The following is an 18,757-nucleotide window of genomic DNA, read 5'->3' as shown; positions in this document are numbered from 1 at the left end:
GCCCCGAACAAATCAACCGTTCGGTATCGGATCGGATCCGACTCAGGCGCCGATACGACCGATAAACGTTTGCCACGCACCGGATTCCAGTTCGAGGACCGGACCGGCGGCAACTTTCGAGTCACGCACCAGGACGGCGTCGGTGTCGGGGGCCGTCTCGACGCAATTGCTGGTGGCCCCGCTGTAGGTGCTGCGCCGCCAGGCGTGGCCGGTCGCAACCTCGTGACCTGCGACTTTCCCACCGGAGTGGGAATCGATCGCAGCCTCTTGGGAAACGGACGGGAAATGCGATCCCTGCTTTGTGTTGCTCAAGACAATTCCTTTGCTGTGAGCTCGATCATGGACAAGGATTCACCGTACGACAGTGCGGTCGCGCGGATGTCCTCAAACATCCGCTCATAGACACTGACGTGTTCGGGCTCCTCGAGATAGAGGCTACTCGTATGCGTGTCGAGGACGACCACATCCAGATCGGAAAGTTCGGGGAATCCGATGATCGCGAATGAACCCTCGATCGCGGGGTGTGCGCCGGCGGCGAACGGAAGGATCTGCAACCGCACGTGCGGCCGGGCCGCGGCGGCCATCAGATGCTCCAGTTGGGCCCGCATCGTCTCCCGCCCGCCCACCACCGTGCGCAGCACCGACTCGGAGATCACCACGCTGAGCCGAAACGTCGCCTCGCCCTGCGCGCCGACCCGGTCGAGCACCGCCTGCCGCTCCTGACGCACCCGCACCAGCATGTCCACCTCCTCGGCCGGCATGTCGTCGCGGACCGCCGCGATCACCGCCCGCACGTAGTCGGGCGTCTGCAACAGGCCCGGAATGAGCGAGAGTTCAAAGCCACGCATACCCGAAGACTCGGCCTCCAGGCTGAGCAACTCGGCGTAGGAGCTGGGCAGGATCGACGAATAGCTGTGCCACCAGCCGCGCTTCTTGGCCTCGCGGGCCAGGGTGAGCAACGAATCCCGCTCCCGCTCGTCCGCGACCTCGTACAGGTCGAGGAGGATTCGCAGGTCCACCGGTCGTACCCCGCTGCGCCCCAACTCGATCCGACTGACCTTGGAATCCGAGCACTCCAGACGTACGGCGACGTCTTCGAGGCTCAGGCCGCGCGCTTCGCGCAACCGGCGCAGCTCGGTCCCGAGTCTGCGCTGCCGAACGGTCGGATTGGGCGCCATGGCCACGCCGCACCTCCATGTACACGCTGTTGACGCACCGAAGCGGAACGTCGGCGCGTCCGATCGGGGGACAGTGTGCCCTACTGGGCGTGGAAGTGTGGTTACTACCGGAATCTTCCCGTGCATCCAAGAGTGGGAGTTGCACACTCGTTGTCGGCCGGGCACGCTCCATGCCGGTCATGACTTAATGTTGTCCACGGGTCGCTCTGGGTGCGTGTTCCGGATCGTGCGACCCCCTGCCGCACGTCCGGAGGTCGACATGCCGGTGATGGCGGAGGACGTCCGTCACTATTGCGTTCAGCTGGCCGCCTCGGCACCGGCGGTGGGCCGTGCCCGCCGGACCACCGGCAAGGTCCTGCACGACTGGGGCCTGGCCGAATTGGTCGACGTGGCAGAGGTGTTGCTGACCGAACTGCTGACCAACGTGCTCGTGCACGTCGGTCCCGGCGCCTGGCACGCGCTCACCCTGCTGCACGACGGCGACCTGCTGCGGGTGGAGGTGCGCGACTCGTCGCCGCGCATGCCGATCGCCCGGGTCGGCGCCTGGGACGAGGAGTCGGGCCGGGGACTGCGGATGATCGACGGCCTGGCGCACGCGTGGGGCGCCGACCGGCTCCCGCCGGGGAAGGTGGTGTGGTTCACCCTGCCCGACGCGCCATAGCCGCGCACCGGCCCGGACCCGCTCAGCGGGCGGTCGATCCGGCGACCGCGAGCAGGCACTCCTCGGCGAAGGTCAACACCCGCAGGTGATAGGCGCGCGCGGCGTGGTGGAGGCTGATGTTGTGTCCCACGCCGCGCTGGGTGTACGTCTCCACCGTGCGCGCCCGGCGCAGCGACTCCCGTGCCAGAGCCGGTACTTCGGGTCCCGACGGGTGGGACCGCTCGAACTCGGCGACGGTCCAGTGCACCGCCGGCGTCACCCTCGCGAGCACGTCCGGCAGCGTGTTCGGGCTCTCCCGCACATCCACGAACTCGGCCATCGGCACCGGCGCCACCACCCGACCCGCCCGGGTCAACAGCGCGGGATCGTAGGATCCCGGCGGCCCGAAGAAGGCGTCCGGGGCGGCGCCTCCGGTCGAAGGGACGAAGTCGCCCTCTGTGGGGACGGCGGCGAACTCGGCGAGCCGGGCCGGGGTGTACCGCAGCGGCACGCCCGCGACGGCCAGGCCGAGCAGATCGTGGCCACGCTTGTCGGCGCCCATGCGCAGCGCCAGGACCGCGCCCATCGAGTGCGCGACGACGAACACGGGCAGGCGCGCGGGCGCGGCGGGGTCGTCGGCGGGCGTGGCGGAGTCGCCGCCTGGGACCTCTCCTGGATTCGGCGCCGTGTCGAGCGCCCCCGTCGTCAGCTCCTCGACGAGGGCGAACAGGGCATCCGCCTGCGCGTCGAGTCCCTGACGGGCCCGATCCAGGCCCGCCGACGCGCCGTACCCGGGGCGGTCGATCGCCAGCACGGTCCAGCCGAGCGCCGCGCCGAGCAGCAGGAGCGAGCCGTCGGGGGCGCCGTCGCGATGCCAATAGGCGGCGCGGGAGCCGCCGCCGTGGATCGCCAGGAGCAACCCGCGCGGGCGGACGCCGGCCTCGGGTCGGGCGAGCAGACCCGACAGGGTCGTACCCGCGATGTCATAGCCAACGTTCTCGACCCGGCCGGGCATGGTGCTGACCTCCACGTGCGATTGCCCCCCGATGACACCACATCGCCTCGCCGGACATTGACGGGGTATCACCCCCGACCAACAATGTAACGGTGTAACAGAGACGAGGTCGGAGCACGGACGCCCACCCGTCGCGGATATTCACCCCTACGGGACAACGGAGTCACCCTTGAAGCACCAGGACGTGGTCGCCACCGGGCGGCGCATCATCGAGCACATCACCCACCGCACGCTCGACCTGGGCGCGGCCCCCGTCGTCCTGGACGGCTCGGCCTTCACCGATCCGGTCCGACACGCCCGCGAGCGTGAGGTGTTGTTCCGACGCACGCCGCAGGTGATCGGGTGGGCGGGCGAGGTCGCCGAACCGGGCGACTTCATCGCGCGCGACGTGGACGGCGTGCCGGTCCTGGTCACCCGCGACCGGGACGGCGAGCTGCACGCGTTCCTGGACGCGTGCACCCACCGGGGGATGCGGGTCAGCCGGGACACGCCCGAAACGGAGGGGCTGTCCGGGACCGGGTGCGGCAGCGCGCAGCGGTTCCGCTGCGGCTACCACGGGTGGACGTTCGGCAACGGTGGCGAACTCACCGGCCTGCCATCGCGTCCGCAGTTCCCCGGCATCGACCCGAAGCGGTTCGGGCTGCGCCGGCTCCCGGTCGCGCTGTCCGCGGGCCTGGTCGTGGTCGGCCTGCGGCCGGAGGTCGAGGTGACCGGCGCGCTGGACGAACTGGCCGACGCCTACGCCGGTTTCCCCTACGACCGGACCCGGGCGGTGGTGAGCGAGCGGTTCGAACTCGACTGCAACTGGAAGCTCACCGTCGACGTCAACGTCGAGGCCTACCACGTACCGTTCCTGCACACCGCGACCATCGACGGCATCGTGCTCAACCACGGCATCGTCGACACGTGGGGACCGCACACCCGCTTCGCGGTGCCGATCGTCGGCTTCGAGCAGCTGGCCGAGGTACCCGAGGAGTCGTGGCCCGCGCGGTTGCCGATGGTCAACGTGCAGACCGTGCTGCCCTCGACCGTGCTGATCGAGAGCCCGCTGAGCACCACGATGTTGCGGATCTACCCGGGCGATCGGCCGAACCGGTCGGTCGTGCACATGACCGAGGGCACCTGGGAGCCGCTCGGCGAGCAGAGCATCGCCACCGCCAGGGCCAACCACGAGACCAACAAGCGGGTGCTGGTCACCGAGGACTTCCCGGGGGCCGAGTCCTGCCAGCGCGGGTTCGACGGGGGGCTGCCGACGATGGTCGTGGGCATGGGCGAGTCGGCGGTGGCGCACTGGCACCGGGTGTGGGACGACACGCTCGCCACGGCCGGGGACTGACGGCTCGGGACGGGACGGGCGGGGCGGCCGGCAGAGCACCGGACGCGGCGGCGGACGGAGCGGACGGGGCAACGGGCGGGACTCCGGGCGCCGTCGGGTTATGATCGTCTCGCTCGCGAAACGCTGTGCGGTTCGCGAAGGAGGCGCCTTTGGCCGGGCGCCTCCTTTTCTTTTGCCCGAATACCGCCTCTTCGCCCGAATCCCGCGCCGGTCCGAGCCCGCGCGGCGGGTGTGCGCGGCGCGGGCGCACGAACCGTTTCCGGATCGTTTTTCCCCGCTCTACCCGTGCCGTGCCGCAGGTCCTACTCTGCTCTCCAGCAAGCACGTCGACGGGTCCCGAAGGGGCGTGGGCGATGCCCGGGGTGCGCACGCTCGAAGAAGTGCTCGACCACGACGGCCCGCTCGCCGAGGGGCCGTTACGCGAGGTCGCGGCGGGTATCGCCGATGCGTTGGCCCGGGTGCACGCGATCGGCCTCGTGCACGGCCGGCTCGGTGCGGACCAGGTCCTGCTCACCCCGTACGGCCCGCGCGTGACCGGGTTCGCGGGCCGCGCCGACACGGACGACGGCGGCGATCCGTCGGAGGACGTGTACGCCTTCGGCACCCTGATCACCCTGGCCGGCGGCGGGGCGTCCTCCGGCGAACTCGGCCCGCTGCTGCGCCGCTGCCTCGACCCCGATCCCGGGCGGCGCCCGACGGCGGTCGACGTGGACCGGGTGCTCACCCCGAGGCCGGCCGTGCTGACGGTGCCCGCCGGGGTGGACGACAGCGCCGACGTACCGCAGGAGGCTCGCGCGCAGGAGCCGCCGACCGGGCGCGGGTTGACCCGTCGGCGCCTGCTCGTCGGGGGCGGCTTCGCGCTCACCGCGGCCACCGTGACCTCCGCCGGCGTCGCCTTCGCGCGCTATGCCGGGGGCGGTGGCTCGCGCCCCAGGATGCGGTGGCGGCGTTCGGTGGAGGGTCGGGTGACCACCCTTCAGGTTTTCGACAACGTCGCCTACTGCACCACGACGGACAACGTGGTGATGGCCGTCGGCACCGAGACCGGGGTCGCGCTGTGGACGGCGCGGACCGAGTCGATGGTCTGGTCCCAGCCGGTGGTCTCCGGCACCGCGATGTTCCTGGCCTGCGTGGCCGGACAGGTCACCGCGCTCGATCCGAGCACCGGCGAGCGGCTGTGGCAGCAGCACGCCGGCGACCAGATCCTCGGCGCGCCGGTGTTGTACGGCTCGTCCCTGGTGGTCGGCACCCGGGACGACCGGGTGGTGGGCATCGACATGACGCAGGGCGCGCAGAGTTGGCAGTGGAGCGAGGGCACCCCACACGGCGGGGTGATGCCGGCCGTCTCGGAGACCGGCGGCGATTTCCTGTACCTGACCCACAGCGACGGTACGGTCGGCGCGATCCGCGACGATCGCCGGGAGCCGAGGTGGTCGACCCGGCTCGACTCGCCGATCGCCCGTCCGGCGCGTGCGATGGGCGATCTGGTCTTTGTGGTGTCGGGCTTCACGCTGGTGGCGCTGAGCGGGTCGACCGGCGAGGTGCGGTGGCGTTTCCAGGGCGCCCCGGACATGACCGTCCCGGTGGTGACCGAGAATCTCGTCTACACCACCGACGTCGGCGCGCTGTACGCGCTCGACGCGCGTACCGGCCGGGAGCGCTGGCGGCAGCCCACCGGCGCGCGGGTGCCCAGTCCGGTGGCCCTGGTGAACGGGACCGCCTATGCCGGTGGCACCGACACGCTGTACGCGTTCGACCCGGTCACCGGCGGGCGGCACTGGCGACACGGGCTGCCGACCTACCTGACCGCCGCCCCGGCGGGGGCCGGCAAGGTGCTGCTCCTGGGTACGGCCGGGTCCGAACTGGTCGCGCTGGAGACCTGATCGGTCCGGGTCGCGGCGGCGAGCGCGGTGTGGGCGGCCGGCACGTCGGCCGCGGTCACCGTGATCAGCCGGCCGCCGCCCGCCAACGCGCACACCGCGCGTCCGGGGGCGCTCGACGCCGGTTCGGCCGGGGCGGGCAGGGTCAGCCGGGTGCCCACCACGGTCCCGCCGGCGGTGCCGGCCGGTCCCCGCCACCCCGGCGGCGCGGCGGGGCCGTATGCGCTCCGCTGCCGCAGCACCGGCCGGCCGGCCACCACCGCGTCCCAGCGCGAGAGCACGTCGCCGCAGGGTTCGCCGGCCCGGCCCAGGATCAGCGTCTCCTGGGCGAACAGACGTGCGTCCTCGGCGAGTTCGGCGTGCACGACGGTGTGGAACGTAGCCCGCGCGGCGACCACGACCGGCTCGGGCGACCAGTCGAGGACGGCGCCGGCGGCGATCACCAGGTCGACCCGCTGCCGGGCCGGGGTGCCGTCGCCGATCAGCACAACCGCGGCGGCGGCGGTCCGGATCCGCAGCCGGGCGCCCGGCCCCACCTCGACCCGCACCGCCAGGTCGTCGCCGCCGATCGGGCCGGCCGCGCCGCCGACGAGGACCACCTCGGGGATCGGCCCGGGTACGGACACCTCGCGCGGCGCCAACGGCACCTGTCCGCGCAGTCGGGTCACCACCGAGCGGCCGTGCCGAACCTGCGCGCGGATCAGGGCGGTCGCCCTCACCCGCCGACCGTGGCCGGGCGCGCCGCGGGGACGGGGGTGCCCGCCCGCCAGGCGGCGATCTGGTCGAGCACCCACGCGGCGACCACGTCCGCGTCCGGGGTCTCGCGCAGGGACAGGAAGGCCACCGGGGTGCCGGGGCGCATCCGGGCCGCGTCCCGGTCCATCACCGCCAGGTCGGCGCCGATCTGCGGGGCGATGTCCGTCTTGTTGATCACCAGGAGGTCGGAACGGCTCACGCCGGGGCCGCCCTTGCGCGGGACCTTGTCGCCGCCGGACACGTCGATGACGAACATCTGCACGTCGGCCAGTCCCCGGCTGAACGTCATGGTCAGGTTGTCCCCGCCGGATTCGATCAGCACCAGGTCCAGGTCCGGATGCGCCGCCTCCAGGTCCTCGACCGCGTCCAGGTTGCCGCTGATGTCGTCGCGTACCGCGGTGTGCGGGCAACAGCCGGTCTGCACCGCGGCGATCCGGTCCGCCGCCAACACCCCGGCCGCGCGCAGGAAGTCGGCGTCCTCGGTGGTGTAGATGTCGTTGGTGACGACGGCGAGCGAGAACCGCCCCGCGAGGACTCGGCACAGCGCGGCGACCAGCGCCGTCTTGCCGGATCCCACGGGACCGCCGACGCCGATGCGCAACGCGCGCGTGCCGGGCGCCGCGGGCTCGGGGTGTGCCGGGTGTGTCGGGTGCGCCGACGGCCCGCCGTTGCCGGGTGTGTGGTCAAGATGCAAAGTGGACGACCTCCTCCTGGACGTGCAGTTCGTGGCAGACGTCCAGGCCCACCGCGGACCAGCAAGGCAGTCGGTCCCAGTCGCCGTCGGCGGAGACGGTACGGGCCGCGTCGGCGGCCTCCTCCGCCACCTGGTCGCAGTGCCCGGCCATCTCGGCGAGCACCACGGTGACCGAGATCGGGTCGAGGGAGAGCAGTTTCACCGCGGCGGAGGCGGGCCCGTTGACCACGTTGGTGGCAGCCAGCACGGCCGCCTCGCGCGCGTCCAACCGGGCCCGGGTGGCCGCGGCGCCGAGCACGATCGCGTGGTGCGGGGACACCCCGAGCGCGGTCCACGGCTCGGTGGGCCAGGCGGCCTTGACCACCCGGCGCAACGACCGGCCCTGCGCGCGCGAAGCGGCCCGGGCGGGCGCCGACGCGGTCCTGGCGTCGAGTTCGGCGTCGAGTTCGGCCCAGGGCCCGTGTTCGGGCAGCGTGTAGGGGCCGGCGGTCAGCGCGGCGACGGCGGCGAAGGCCGCCTGTACCGCGCCGGTGGAATAGAGCTTGCCGAGCAGGAACTCGGTGAGCGTGTCGAGGTCGTGCACCTCGCCGCGCAGGACCGCGTTCTCCAGACCGCCGGAGTGCGCGTAGCCGCCGGCGGGCAACCGTGAGTCCCCGAGCAGGAGCAGTCCAGCACCCATCAGTACCACCTCTTACTGGTCGTAACGTGTCGATGTCGGTCCCGGCCGGTCACCGCAGTCACAGTTCTCTCCCCTGACGGTGAGTCAGCTTTCCCTGACCCTCCGTCAAGAAGCAAGCATGTGCAATCAGAAAAGGAAATAACGTTGGGCCATCGGCAGGGTTCCGGCCGGCGCGGCGACCACCTTCTCGCCGTCGACCCGGACGGAGAACGTCTCGGGATCGACCTCGATGCGCGGCATGGCGTCATTGAGCGGCATGGCCGACTTGCCCCGACCCCGCACGTCGCCGGTGGGCACGAGTCGACGATCGAGGTCCAGCCGCCCCGCGAGCCCGTCCTCCAGGGCCGCCGGCGCCACGAAGTGCACCGAAGTGGCCGCCGCGGTGCGCGCCGTAGCACCGAACATCGGCCTGGGCAGCACGGGTTGCGGGGTCGGGATCGACGCGTTCGCGTCGCCCATCGCGGCCCACGCGATCGCCCCGCCCTTGACCACCAGATGCGGTCGCACACCGAAGAATCTCGGGTCCCACAACACCAGGTCGGCGAGCTTGCCGACGGCCACCGAGCCGACCTCGTCGTCGAGGCCGTGGGCGACCGCCGGGCAGATCGTGTACTTGGCCACATACCGCCGGGCCCGCAGATTGTCCGCGGCCCCGTCGCCGGGCAGCGAACCGCGCCGGACCTTGTTCACGTGCGCGGTCTGCCAGGTGCGCAGCACGGTCTCGCCGACCCGGCCCATCGCCTGGCTGTCCGAGCCGATCATGGAGATGGCGCCGAGGTCGTGCAGCACGTCCTCGGCGGCGATGGTCGAGGGGCGGATCCGCGATTCGGCGAACGCCAGGTCCTCGGCGACGGCCGGGTTCAGGTGGTGGCAGACCATCAGCATGTCGAGGTGCTCCTCGACCGTGTTGACGGTGTGCGGCTGGGTCGGATTGGTGGACGAGGGCAGGATGTTGGGCAGTCCGGCCACGGTGATGATGTCGGGCGCGTGTCCGCCCCCGGCGCCCTCGGTGTGGTAGGCGTGGATGGTGCGCCCGCCGATCGCGGCCAGCGTGCCCTCCACGAAGCCGGTCTCGTTGAGCGTGTCGCTGTGCAGCGCGACCTGGATGCCGGCCGCGTCCGCCACGCGCAGCGCGGCGTCGATCACGGCCGGGGTCGAGCCCCAGTCCTCGTGCAGCTTGAGCCCGCCCGCGCCGGACCGGATCTGCTCCCACAGGGCCTCCTCGGACACGGTGTTGCCCTTGCCGAGAAGCACGAAGTTGATCGGTACGCCGTCCAACGCCTCCAGCATCCGGGCCAGATGCCACGCACCGGGCGTGACGGTGGTCGCCTTGGACCCCTCGGCAGGACCGGTCCCGCCGGCGACCATGGTGGTCACCCCGGCGGACAACGCCTCGGGAAACTGCGTCGGCGAGATCAGATGCACGTGGCAGTCCACGGCCCCGGCGGTCAGGATGCGCCCGTTGCCCGCGATGATCTCGGTGGACGGCCCGATCACCAGGTCGGGATGCACCCCGTCCATCGTGTCGGGGTTGCCGGCCTTCCCGATCCCGCACACCCGGCCGTTCCGGATCCCGACGTCGGCCTTGACGACGCCCCAGTGATCCAGGATCACCGCCCCGGTGATCACGGTATCGGGAGCCCCCTCGGCCCGAGTCCGAAGCGACTGCCCCATCGACTCCCGAATCACCTTCCCTCCACCGAAGATCACCTCGTCCCCGGCAGCCCCCAGCGGACGCGTCAGATCCTCGGTCACCTCCACCAAAAGCTCGGTATCGGCCAGCCGAATCCGATCCCCGGTGGTCGGCCCATACAGAAGCGCGTACCGATGCCGATCGACGGTCGTCACGAAGAGCCCTCCTCCGGAACAGCCACTCCCGAAGCCGCACCCGGCACCGCTTCCCCGGGCAACTCGTCGAGAACCCCGCCCCGCCCGACCCGAAGCCCGGGCACCACCCGAGCCCCCGCGAGCGGCACCAACTCCACCTCGCGCCCGACACCCGGCTCGAACCGCACCGCAGTCCCGGCCGGCACATGCAACCGATGCCCCCAGGCCACGTCCCGATCGAACTCCAACGCATCATTGGCCGCCGGAAAATGCAGGTGCGACCCCACCTGCACGGGCCGATCCCCGGTGTTCAGCACCATCACCGTCACCACAGCCCGCCCGGGATTGAGCACAATCTCCCCCGAGCCCAGCAAAACCTCCCCGGGCACCACAGCAGCCAACGACCGCCGGGCCCTACCCCCACTCACGGAATCGGCCGATGCACGGTGACCAACTTCGTCCCATCCGGAAAGGTCGCCTCCACCTGCACCTCGGCCACCAACTCCGGGACCCCGTCCATCACATCGTCCCGCCCGAGCACATGCCGCCCGGCCTCCTGAAGATCCGCCACAGACCGCCCATCCCGAGCCCCTTCGAACAAAAAAGAAGCCAACACAGCAGTAGCCTCGGGATGATTGAGCCGCAGCCCTCTGGCTCTCCGCCGCTGCGCAAGCTCAGCCGCATACGACACCATCAACCGCTCCCGCTCATGCGGCGTCAACAACATGTGGCAACCGTCCCAAGCCCTCGAACCGATCGTTGCCCTCACAGACTCCCCGCTTCGCGTTACCCCACGAAGCGCGGCTTGTTAACGCAAGGTATCCAATTCCTCAACTCAGGATACCGGTGCGCCGGCAAAATTGTTCTCCGCCTCATCCCGACAACGGCTACCCGGCGTCGATGCAGACGCCGCCGACCCGTTCAACACAGCACCCCAACCCATTGGAGCCACCTAAAGTCCCAGCCGAGGCATGAGATCCGACATTTCACAAATACCACGAACCTTATCCTTAAAAATTACCATCGCTTTTTCCAGATTCTCCACCTCCTCCGCCATGAAGTCAAGCAGATGAAACCCTTTGGAGAATTCACCCATCGGACATTGAAGTGCGGCATGGATCACTGATTTTACCAGGCAATTTTCCTCCAGAAATCTCAGTTCAACGACTATTTCCAGTTCGCTCAAATCTTCATCATAATCACTCTCAAGAAATCGAAACGAATGTCGTAGAGAGACTCCGACACTGCCATTATCACGCACCAGGTCAATCGAATGAACGAGCTCACTGGACCGCCCGAGACAGTGAGTTTCATAAAGCTCGGACGTGAAATTCGCCAATTTCTCCTGATAGGCATGGAGATCCAAAAACAGATGCGCGATGCGTTGCTCGAGGGGTACCAAGGTCGCATCCTTTCAAGGCGAGAGAAAGGAAACGTCGACCGACTGACGATCGGCCGACGTTTCCCACTTCTGTGTATTCTACCGCGACATCGGCACTACGAGAGTTTTATCGTTTTGAGTACCCACGATTTCGAATGCCCCATGTAGCCTTTTTCTATTTTTTTCAGAACCAGAGTCACGGTGGATGCATCACGCACGCCAGAGCCATCTGCCACCCTCCCGACCGCTGTAGGCATCGTGACCGTGAAGTTCTTTTCATGACCGGATCGGGCCGTTGTGGCCCATTTGTTGATCTGCTGACGCTTAGCGGCGATAACCTGATTGATTGTTTCTTGTGCAGTCTCGGCATGCAGCGAAGAAGCCGCGCTCGCGGTGGAGTCGTTGGCCACTCGATCAATCAGGTCTTGATCGCTTTTGCCTACATGAGACTTTGGATGGGCTCCGGCGACACCCTCGTCTTTGTCAAGGTTTCCGCAGTTGTGGACCAGGACAGGTAGGTCGCCAGCGAGCACGAAGTACGTATGCACATTGGCGACAGTGAGATTGTGCACGCGCTGTTCAACCATGCGAATGTGCACGGCAACGACGCGTACCCGTTCACCACGAGTACTCTGCACCCACTCACCGACACGAAGATCGACTGCATCTTTCCAGGCTTCGGCTTCCGGGAGCCAAAAGGGATGTCCATCCGTCGCAGTCACCACGGCTTGCGCATCCCCGGCGTCACCATCGACATCGACGCTGATGTCAATGAGCTTCTTTTCGCCCTCTCCGGAAATCAGGGCAACTACCGGTTCGGTCGTTGTCGTCTGCGTATCCGGATCCGTAGTCTCGACTTGGTCACCAAGCTCGATTTCCTCGATCGGCTTTGACGTGCCATCGGCCATGAGAACCCCGGTTCCCGGCACGAAGCTGTTCCGACCGCCCTGCGCCGAGCAGGACCCGCCACCCTTACCGCTTGGCTTCTCGGCCTTTCTTCCCTCGGTAGACTTCGAAGACTTCCCGTCGCCGTCGGCGCTCTTCGCCTTTGTTGCTGACTCTTTCCCTTGCCGTGCAGCCGATGCGGCGGCTTCGTCGGCCTTCTTGGCCGCAGCCGCTGCTGCTTCCTCTTGAGCCTTCTTGGCTGCGGCGGCCTCCTCCTCGAGTTTTCGGGCTGCCGCTGCCGCTGCTTCCTGTTCTCGTTGCCATGCCGCCAGGTCCTCGGCGTACTTGGCCATTGCCTGCTGGTAGCGCTCGGCCCTCGCGATGATGTCGAGGGCGCGTTGCACGACGCCGGCCCACTTCTTCATCGCGTCGTAGGCGCGCTTGAGGCCCTTGGCTATTCGCTTGGCCGCGCCGCCGCCGCCGAAGAAGGAGAAGGCCGCGTCCGCCGCGATGCCCGCGCAGGCCCAGCCGTCGCCGCCGATGCAGTCGCGGATGTCGTTGTAGCCGGACGCGTCCTTGAGGGCCGACATCGCGGCTTCCATCGCGACGTCGATCAGGCTGCGGCCCTTGGCCCAGTGCGCCCAGGCCAACTCGGCGTCCGAGAAGTCCTTGATCGGCATCACCGGCATGCCGATGGCCAGACCCGACGGGTCGCTGAACGTCACCGGGGAGTTGGCCGCGTACACGTACGCGTTCATCTGCTTCGGTTCGTTGTAGTCGACCACCGGGTCGACGGACAGGAACCGGCCTACCGCCGGGTCGTATTCACGGGCGCCGAGATGGACGAGCCCTGTGGACTCGTCGTTCGTCCCGCCTACGAAGCCCTGATTACCGGGCCAGATCGACGGCTTGACCCCGCGAACATCACCGAATGGGGTGAACTTTCGACGCGTCACCTCCTGGGTGTCCGCGTCCACCGCCGTGTTCGCGGTGCCGTTCTGGTCGGCCATCAGGTACGAACGTTTGGTCTGACCGTTCTCCACCGTCTTGACCAGCGTCGGCCCGGCCGGGTGCGCGTAGTAGCGCGTGCCCTTGACGATGTTGCCCGCCGGGTCGAGTTGGACCTCGGTTCCCGGGAGATACAACGTGGTGCCCGACGGGTCACGCTTGATCAGCCGCTCGCCGCCCGCGTCGTACAGGAACGACGTGACCTTCGTACCCTCGGTGACCTTCGAGACGTGACCCTCGACGTCCCATTCCAGATTCTGCGTATCGCCCTGGATGGTCCGCGTGGCGGTGTTCCCCGCCGCGTCGTAGGAATACGACTCGGTCCGGCTTCCGCCCGGGCCCGTGGTGTCGACCTTCTTCAGGTAGTTCGCGCCCGCCGTGCCCGGAGTGCCGTACGTGTAGGCCCGGTTCGCGTCCTGGCCCGCCACGCCCGCCGGGTCGTGCTTCGTTTCCGTCTTGCGGTTGCCCGCGGCGTCGAAGCTGTAGGACGACCAGTACGCGTCGGGGCCGCCCACGCTCGGCCGGCCGCCGCTCGGACCGACCTGGCCCGGCTTCGTGGCGCAGTCGTCCGTGGCCGACCACGCGTCCGTCATCCGGCGCATGTAGTCGTACACGAAGCACTGGGTGTCCGTCGTCGACGGCGTCGGGTTCGGCCCGAACGCGTCCGTGATCCTGGTGATGTTGCCGACCGTGTCGTACTCGGTCCGCGCGTCGTTGATCCGCGACGGCGAGGTCTCCCGGTCGTTCACCGTGCGCGTCGGCCGCCGCGTCTGCTCGTCGTACTCGTACGTCGACCAGACCTGCTTCGGCGCCGGACCCGCATGCGTGCGCAGCACATCGCCCAGCGGCGAGTAGTCCACCCGGTCGACGAACGTGTCCCCGTTGATGCCCATCACGGTGGGCAGCTCGTACCGGTTGTAGGACATCGTGATGTCCTCGATCGGCAGACCCGCCACCGCCGGGAACGTGCTGGTCTCGGGCAGACCGTTGGTCTCGGAGTAGGTGCTGGAGAAGGTGTACGTCTTCGCCAACTTGCCCTCGGAGGGCGGGATGGTGATCTTCGTACCCTTCGGGCGGTACTCCGTGTCGTAGCCCGTGACCTCCTGCTTGTACGCGTTGCCGTTCACGAACCGCGTCGACGAAACCGGCAGCCCCAGCGCGTTCGGCAGCGTGTCGAACACCGACTCGGTCAGCTTCGGGCCGGTGATCGACCCCTCGTGCGTGGCCTTGACCCGGCCGAGCACGTCGTACTCCGGCGCGACCGTCTTCCCACGCGCGTCCGTCGTCGTCGCCAGTCGGTCACCCGCGCCGTAGGTCATCGTCGACGTGCCCTTGTCCGGGTCCGTCACCTTGACCTGACGACCCCGCAGGTCGTACTCGAAGCCCCACGTGTTGCCGGCCTCGTCCACCACCGACGACAGTTGGCCGCGCCGGTTGTAGCTGTAGCGCGTCGTGTCGTGCGCGCCGCTGGGGTCCGTGCCCTTGAAGAACTGCAACTCCGTCTTGCGACCGACCGCGTCCAGGATCGCCTTCGTCGGCGTCTCACCCGTCGGCGGGTCCACCATGACGAAGTCGCCACCGTAGGTGGTCGTCGTGCGCGAGGTCTCGACCCCGAACTTGCGCGAGATCTGGACCGTCGGCTGACCCGTCGAGTTGTACTCGGTCAACGTCGACGCCGGGACCTTGGTGTCCAACGGCGCGAACATCGCCCCCTCGGGCGCACCGTCGGCGTAGTAGCCGCCGTTCGACTTCCAGATCTGACCCAGGCTGTTGTAGAAGGTGTCGGTCACCATGCGACCGCCGCCCAGCGCCTCCATCTGGGTCTGCCGGATGCGCAGGCTGCCGTCGTAGATGTCGTAGCTGGTGCGGTAACTGCCGTCGTCCAACAGGTTCTTGTTGGTGATGACGACCGGCCCGTCACGACGCACCGTGTATGAGAACTCGGCGTCCGCCGACTTCTGATCGGGGTTGCGGTCCGGCGACCACGCCTTGACCAGACGACCCAGCGCGTCGTACCGCATCACGCTGCGCCGCTTGTTGGCGTCCTCCTGGACCAGCGTCGCGCCGCGTCCCGGGTCGGTCTCGACCGACTGCCGGTGACCCAGCGGGTTCGTGATCGTGGTCTTGGTCGGGATCTGCCCGGCGGCCGGGAAGTATTCGGTCGAGTTGACCGCGCCCAACACATCGGTGACCGACTTCGGCCGACCGTACGCGTCGAACGTGGCCGTGCCGTCCAGCACATACACCGGCTGACCGCCCACGTAGTCCGAAAGGGACTCCGTGCGCTCCAGGTTGCCGACCCCGTCGTAGAACATCTTCGCGTCGGAGGTGACATCCTCAGGCCGCTGTACGTTCTGCGCGTCACACGCCTTCGCGACCGACTCGATCCGCGACTGGCGGTCGATCATCCACTTGGTCTCGTCCGGCGCGTACCAGTACCGGGTGCACGAGTCGTCGTTCGGATCCGCGATATCACCCAGCGACGACGTCGTCTCGATGAAACCCCGCGCGTTGAACGTGCTTTCCGTCGCCGTACGGCGCCAGCCCCGCCCGTCCGTCAGCAGCACCCGCGAAGCGGTCTTCGTCGTCTGCTGTACGAACGCCTGCAACGGCGGCGTCTCGTTCGGCCGCACGCGCGTCGCGGTCGGCCCCGACAACCACGGCGTGTACGTGGTGGCCGCCTGGAGCGGGCCGCCTTCGCCGTCGTAGACCAACACCTCGCGCGTCTGGCCTGCGTACAGCTTGTGGTCGGCGATCTCGCCGTTCTCGGAGTCCTTGACCTTCACGCTCCGCCGGGCATCCGACGTCGGTGACGCCCGATCGCCGTCCAGGCCGCGGAAGAACAACGTCTCGGTCTGCGTACGCCGGTCCGGGGCCTGCCCGATCAGCGTGCGCACCCGCTCGTAGCCGCGCCACTGCGACCACGTACGCGTCTTCGGCTCGGTGAGCTCGTTCTCCTCGTCATATGCCCACGCCGGCGCACCGAGGTAGTCGTACGAGGTCACCCGGGTCGGGGTACCGGCGATCGCGTCCTGCTCCTGGACCCGCTCCACCACGTGCTTGTGGAAGTAGTCCGTGACGTAGAGCTTGCGCTTGCGGTCCGGGTCGGTCGGGTCCGGGATCTCCTGGACCACCGGATAACACCGCAGCGCGTTCGACTCCGCCGCCGTCGGCAGTTTGACCGGGTCGACCGCCGAGCACTCGGTGTCCTTGAACTTCACCGAGACGATCGAGCCGGTCTCGGTGTCGATGTTCTCGATCCGGTAGCGAAGATACGGCGGCAGCGCGTCGCCGTCCTTGTCCACGCGGTTGGGCAGTTGCTTGCCGCGGAAGGTGACCGGCGGCAGCGTGATCGGCGTGCCGTTCTTGCCGGTGCGCTGGATCGACGCGAGCCACAGCGGATAGTCGGTGCCGTCGCCCGTCATCGGGAAGTCCTGGGTCAGCGCCCAGGTGTCGACCGGCTGGTAGGCGGCGCCCGTCCAGACCTTGGTGTTGATCTCGGTCAAGCGTTTGCGGGTGAAGAACGTCGGGGTGAACCGCGCCTTGCATTCCTCGTTCGCCGCGCACAGCTGGTCACCCGGGGTGTCCGGCCACATCTTGGCGATGTTCCAGTCGACTTCGGGCTTCAGCTTGTCCTCGGCGCAGTCGAACGTGGGCGAGGTCAGGCAGCGCTCGGCCACCGTGAAGTCGACCTGTGCCGGTGCGTTGGTGAAGAGGTTGTCGCTGCGCAGACCGTACGAGACGTGGTCGAGCCAACCACCGCGGTCGTAGGCCCGGTTGGTCGAACCACCGGCGAACTTGAAGTTCGCGCCGTAGTGGTTGACCTCCTTGTTGTACCAATACGTCATGGCATTGCCGCGCGGATCCACGACGTAGTCGAGGTTCCAGCGCCAGGCCCGGTCGCAGGCCGAGTCGGCGAAGTCCGGCTGGTAGCAGGGCTCTCCGGGCTGGTTGTTGTAGATCGGGACCAGCCACGCCGAGTTGGTGACGGGCTTGCCCGGCTGCCATCCGGGGACCTTGTTCAGGCCGAACCAGAACTGCACGCCCTGCGGGTTGGTCACCCGCCAGTGCACGCCTTCCTTGTCGCCGTTGAGGTCCTGGGCGCCGGTGATCAGCTCGATCCGCGAGCCGTCGTCCTTGGCCGGGCGCCACACCTTGGTGACGTCGTCCTGCACCAGCGGCGTCGATCCGCCGTTGAGCGACATCGTCATCATCGGCGCGCCGTGGCACAGGTCGCCGGTGTCGTCCTTGGGGTTGTTGAAGCCGGACCCGTCCTTCTTGTCCTGACTGCACGGGACCCAGGTGCGCTCGATGAAGTTCGAGCCGAGGTCCCAGCCGTCGCCGACCCACGAACTCTGCTGCAACGAGGCCGAGGTGCGGCCGTCGATGCTTGCCGAGGAGTAGCCGAGCGCGAGCGAAGGGGCGGGTCCGCCGAGCGAGCCGGGAAGTTCCAGCGGGTACGACCACGAGAAGTCACCCGCGGCGCCACCGGCCTGCCAGGACCCGGACGCGCTCAGCGACGTCGCCTTGTAGGTCCCGTTCGGCCCGCTCGCCGAGGGGGTGGCCGCGAGCAGCATGCCCTGCGCCGGCGCACCGGCCGTGCGGGCCTGGAGACCCGCCACGCCGGCGGCCGCGGGCTGCACGGTCGCGGTCAGCTTCCCCGTGCCCGAGTCGTTGCGCATCTCGACCGGAGTGCGGGTCTGACACCCGGGCAGCTGCGGTGTGGTCACCGCACATTCGGGCATCGCGACGAACTGCAACCGGGAACCCCAGCCGCCGCCGTACGCGTTCTTGAACGCGCTGTAGTCGAGTTCGACGGATACCGGGGCCGCCTCGGCGCCAACGTCGGTGCGCTTGACGCCCAGTACCAGCCCGTTGCCCACGCCGGCCTTCGTCGCGGTCGCGCGGTCGAGCAGATCGACCTTGACCTTGACCGGCGGAGCGTCCACGGCCGTCTGCGTCGAACGGTTCGCCGCTCCGGGCACCGTCGGCGAACTCACCCGGATCGGCAACGATCCGGCCGGCGCACCTGCGGGGGCGCCGGCCGACCTGGTCGCCGACAACCGCTGCGCACGCGGGACTTCCACCTCGGCCGAGCCGGGTGCGGGCCAGGCGACACCGGGCGCGCCCCGCCAGGTCTTCAGCTGCGACTCCGCCGGCGGCGGATCGTTTCGCTTCGTCGACGCCCGCTCACCCGGCACCCGGGTCAGCTGCTGCAATTCCGGCAACGAAGGCTTCGCGGCCGGCTCCGCGGCGGCCGGCATCACGGTCAGGCTCGATCCGACCAGCACCGCCGCGATCAGCGGTGCCGGCCATCGCCACGGGCGTTTGATCACCGTGCTCATCGCACGGGCTCTACGTCTGCGCACAACCCCACCCAAGGAATTCGGACGTGGGGCCCCCAAGATCCACGCCACCCAATGATGGCGGTGAAGCTAGCAGTCGCAGAACCGTTCCGGCGACTTTATCGATTTTTAT

The 18,757-nt window shown here is 68.8% G+C and carries 14 protein-coding genes; 3 read left to right on the top strand and 11 right to left on the bottom strand.

Annotation, left to right across the window (positions count from 1 at the left end):
• Nucleotides 1-42: 42 nt before the first annotated feature.
• The gene (locus tag ACFXKZ_RS04965) at nucleotides 43-312 is read right to left on the bottom strand and encodes a DUF397 domain-containing protein (RefSeq protein WP_379996453.1); all 270 of its coding nucleotides are present in this window, start codon (nucleotides 310-312) and stop codon (nucleotides 43-45) included.
• Nucleotides 309-1,178 (bottom strand): helix-turn-helix domain-containing protein, encoded by an 870-nt coding sequence (locus ACFXKZ_RS04960; RefSeq protein WP_379996451.1) that lies wholly within the window; start codon nucleotides 1,176-1,178, stop codon nucleotides 309-311. Before ACFXKZ_RS04960 ends, ACFXKZ_RS04965 begins: the two co-directional genes overlap by 4 nt.
• 259 nt (nucleotides 1,179-1,437) lie before the next feature.
• On the opposite strand from ACFXKZ_RS04960, the gene ACFXKZ_RS04955 reads away from it, so the two are divergent.
• Complete coding sequence (locus tag ACFXKZ_RS04955) at nucleotides 1,438-1,839, top strand: ATP-binding protein (protein WP_379996449.1); 402 nt, start codon at nucleotides 1,438-1,440, stop codon at nucleotides 1,837-1,839.
• Nucleotides 1,840-1,861: 22 nt separating this feature from the next.
• On the opposite strand, the gene ACFXKZ_RS04950 is transcribed toward ACFXKZ_RS04955, so the two are convergent.
• Complete coding sequence (locus ACFXKZ_RS04950) at nucleotides 1,862-2,848, bottom strand: alpha/beta hydrolase (protein ID WP_379996447.1); 987 nt, start codon at nucleotides 2,846-2,848, stop codon at nucleotides 1,862-1,864.
• 154 nt (nucleotides 2,849-3,002) lie between these two features.
• On the opposite strand from ACFXKZ_RS04950, the gene ACFXKZ_RS04945 reads away from it, so the two are divergent.
• Together ACFXKZ_RS04945 and ACFXKZ_RS04940 are read left to right on the top strand one after the other, a co-directional pair.
• The gene (locus ACFXKZ_RS04945; protein ID WP_379996445.1) at nucleotides 3,003-4,169 is read left to right on the top strand and encodes an SRPBCC family protein; all 1,167 of its coding nucleotides are present in this window, start codon (nucleotides 3,003-3,005) and stop codon (nucleotides 4,167-4,169) included.
• 353 nt (nucleotides 4,170-4,522) lie between these two features.
• A complete protein-coding gene (locus ACFXKZ_RS04940) occupies nucleotides 4,523-6,052 on the top strand; it encodes a PQQ-binding-like beta-propeller repeat protein (RefSeq protein WP_379996443.1) in 1,530 nt (509 codons plus the stop codon).
• Here the strand turns inward: ACFXKZ_RS04940 and ACFXKZ_RS04935 are convergent.
• The 8 genes from ACFXKZ_RS04935 to ACFXKZ_RS04900 all read right to left on the bottom strand — a co-directional run bounded on the left by ACFXKZ_RS04935 (nucleotide 5,968) and on the right by ACFXKZ_RS04900 (nucleotide 18,624).
• A complete protein-coding gene (locus ACFXKZ_RS04935; protein ID WP_379996441.1) occupies nucleotides 5,968-6,768 on the bottom strand; it encodes an urease accessory protein UreD in 801 nt (266 codons plus the stop codon). The two genes, ACFXKZ_RS04940 and ACFXKZ_RS04935, sit on opposite strands and share 85 nt — an antisense overlap.
• Entirely contained in the window at nucleotides 6,765-7,499 is a 735-nt protein-coding gene (ureG, locus tag ACFXKZ_RS04930; protein WP_379996439.1) for an urease accessory protein UreG, read from the bottom strand. The genes ACFXKZ_RS04935 and ureG overlap by 4 nt, the downstream gene beginning before the upstream one ends.
• Nucleotides 7,489-8,178, bottom strand: coding sequence for an urease accessory protein UreF (locus ACFXKZ_RS04925; RefSeq protein ID WP_078974844.1), 690 nt, complete (start codon nucleotides 8,176-8,178; stop codon nucleotides 7,489-7,491). Before ACFXKZ_RS04925 ends, ureG begins: the two co-directional genes overlap by 11 nt.
• Nucleotides 8,179-8,304: 126 nt before the next feature.
• Nucleotides 8,305-10,026 carry an urease subunit alpha gene (locus ACFXKZ_RS04920; protein ID WP_379996437.1) on the bottom strand — a complete coding sequence of 574 codons (1,722 nt, stop codon included), beginning with the start codon at nucleotides 10,024-10,026 and terminating at the stop codon, nucleotides 8,305-8,307.
• A complete protein-coding gene (locus tag ACFXKZ_RS04915) occupies nucleotides 10,023-10,397 on the bottom strand; it encodes an urease subunit beta (RefSeq protein WP_379997306.1) in 375 nt (124 codons plus the stop codon). Before ACFXKZ_RS04915 ends, ACFXKZ_RS04920 begins: the two co-directional genes overlap by 4 nt.
• A 32-nt stretch (nucleotides 10,398-10,429) precedes the next feature.
• Entirely contained in the window at nucleotides 10,430-10,732 is a 303-nt protein-coding gene (locus tag ACFXKZ_RS04910) for an urease subunit gamma (RefSeq protein ID WP_379996435.1), read from the bottom strand.
• A gap of 225 nt (nucleotides 10,733-10,957) precedes the next feature.
• Entirely contained in the window at nucleotides 10,958-11,407 is a 450-nt protein-coding gene (locus tag ACFXKZ_RS04905) for a hypothetical protein (RefSeq protein ID WP_379996433.1), read from the bottom strand.
• Nucleotides 11,408-11,502: 95 nt separating this feature from the next.
• A complete protein-coding gene (locus ACFXKZ_RS04900) occupies nucleotides 11,503-18,624 on the bottom strand; it encodes an RHS repeat-associated core domain-containing protein (protein ID WP_379996431.1) in 7,122 nt (2,373 codons plus the stop codon).
• Nucleotides 18,625-18,757: the final 133 nt, after the last annotated feature.

It is taken from the genome of Embleya sp. NPDC059237 (genome assembly GCF_042754105.1).
Lineage (GTDB): Bacteria > Actinomycetota > Actinomycetes > Streptomycetales > Streptomycetaceae > Embleya.
The sequence above is the reverse complement of the archived record's forward strand: the minus strand, read 5'-3'. Positions and strand labels throughout refer to the sequence as shown.

Bases quoted from the DNA above. Each gene is read 5' to 3' on its own strand.
- ACFXKZ_RS04960 (WP_379996451.1), bottom strand. From the start codon at position 1,178: ATGGCGCCCAATCCGACCGTTCGGCAGCGCAGACTCGGGACCGAGCTG.
- ACFXKZ_RS04955 (WP_379996449.1), top strand. From the start codon at position 1,438: ATGCCGGTGATGGCGGAGGACGTCCGTCACTATTGCGTTCAGCTGGCC.
- ACFXKZ_RS04940 (WP_379996443.1), top strand. From the start codon at position 4,523: ATGCCCGGGGTGCGCACGCTCGAAGAAGTGCTCGACCACGACGGCCCG.
- ACFXKZ_RS04925 (WP_078974844.1), bottom strand. From the start codon at position 8,178: ATGGGTGCTGGACTGCTCCTGCTCGGGGACTCACGGTTGCCCGCCGGC.
- ACFXKZ_RS04910 (WP_379996435.1), bottom strand. From the start codon at position 10,732: ATGTTGTTGACGCCGCATGAGCGGGAGCGGTTGATGGTGTCGTATGCG.
- ACFXKZ_RS04900 (WP_379996431.1), bottom strand. From the start codon at position 18,624: ATGAGCACGGTGATCAAACGCCCGTGGCGATGGCCGGCACCGCTGATC.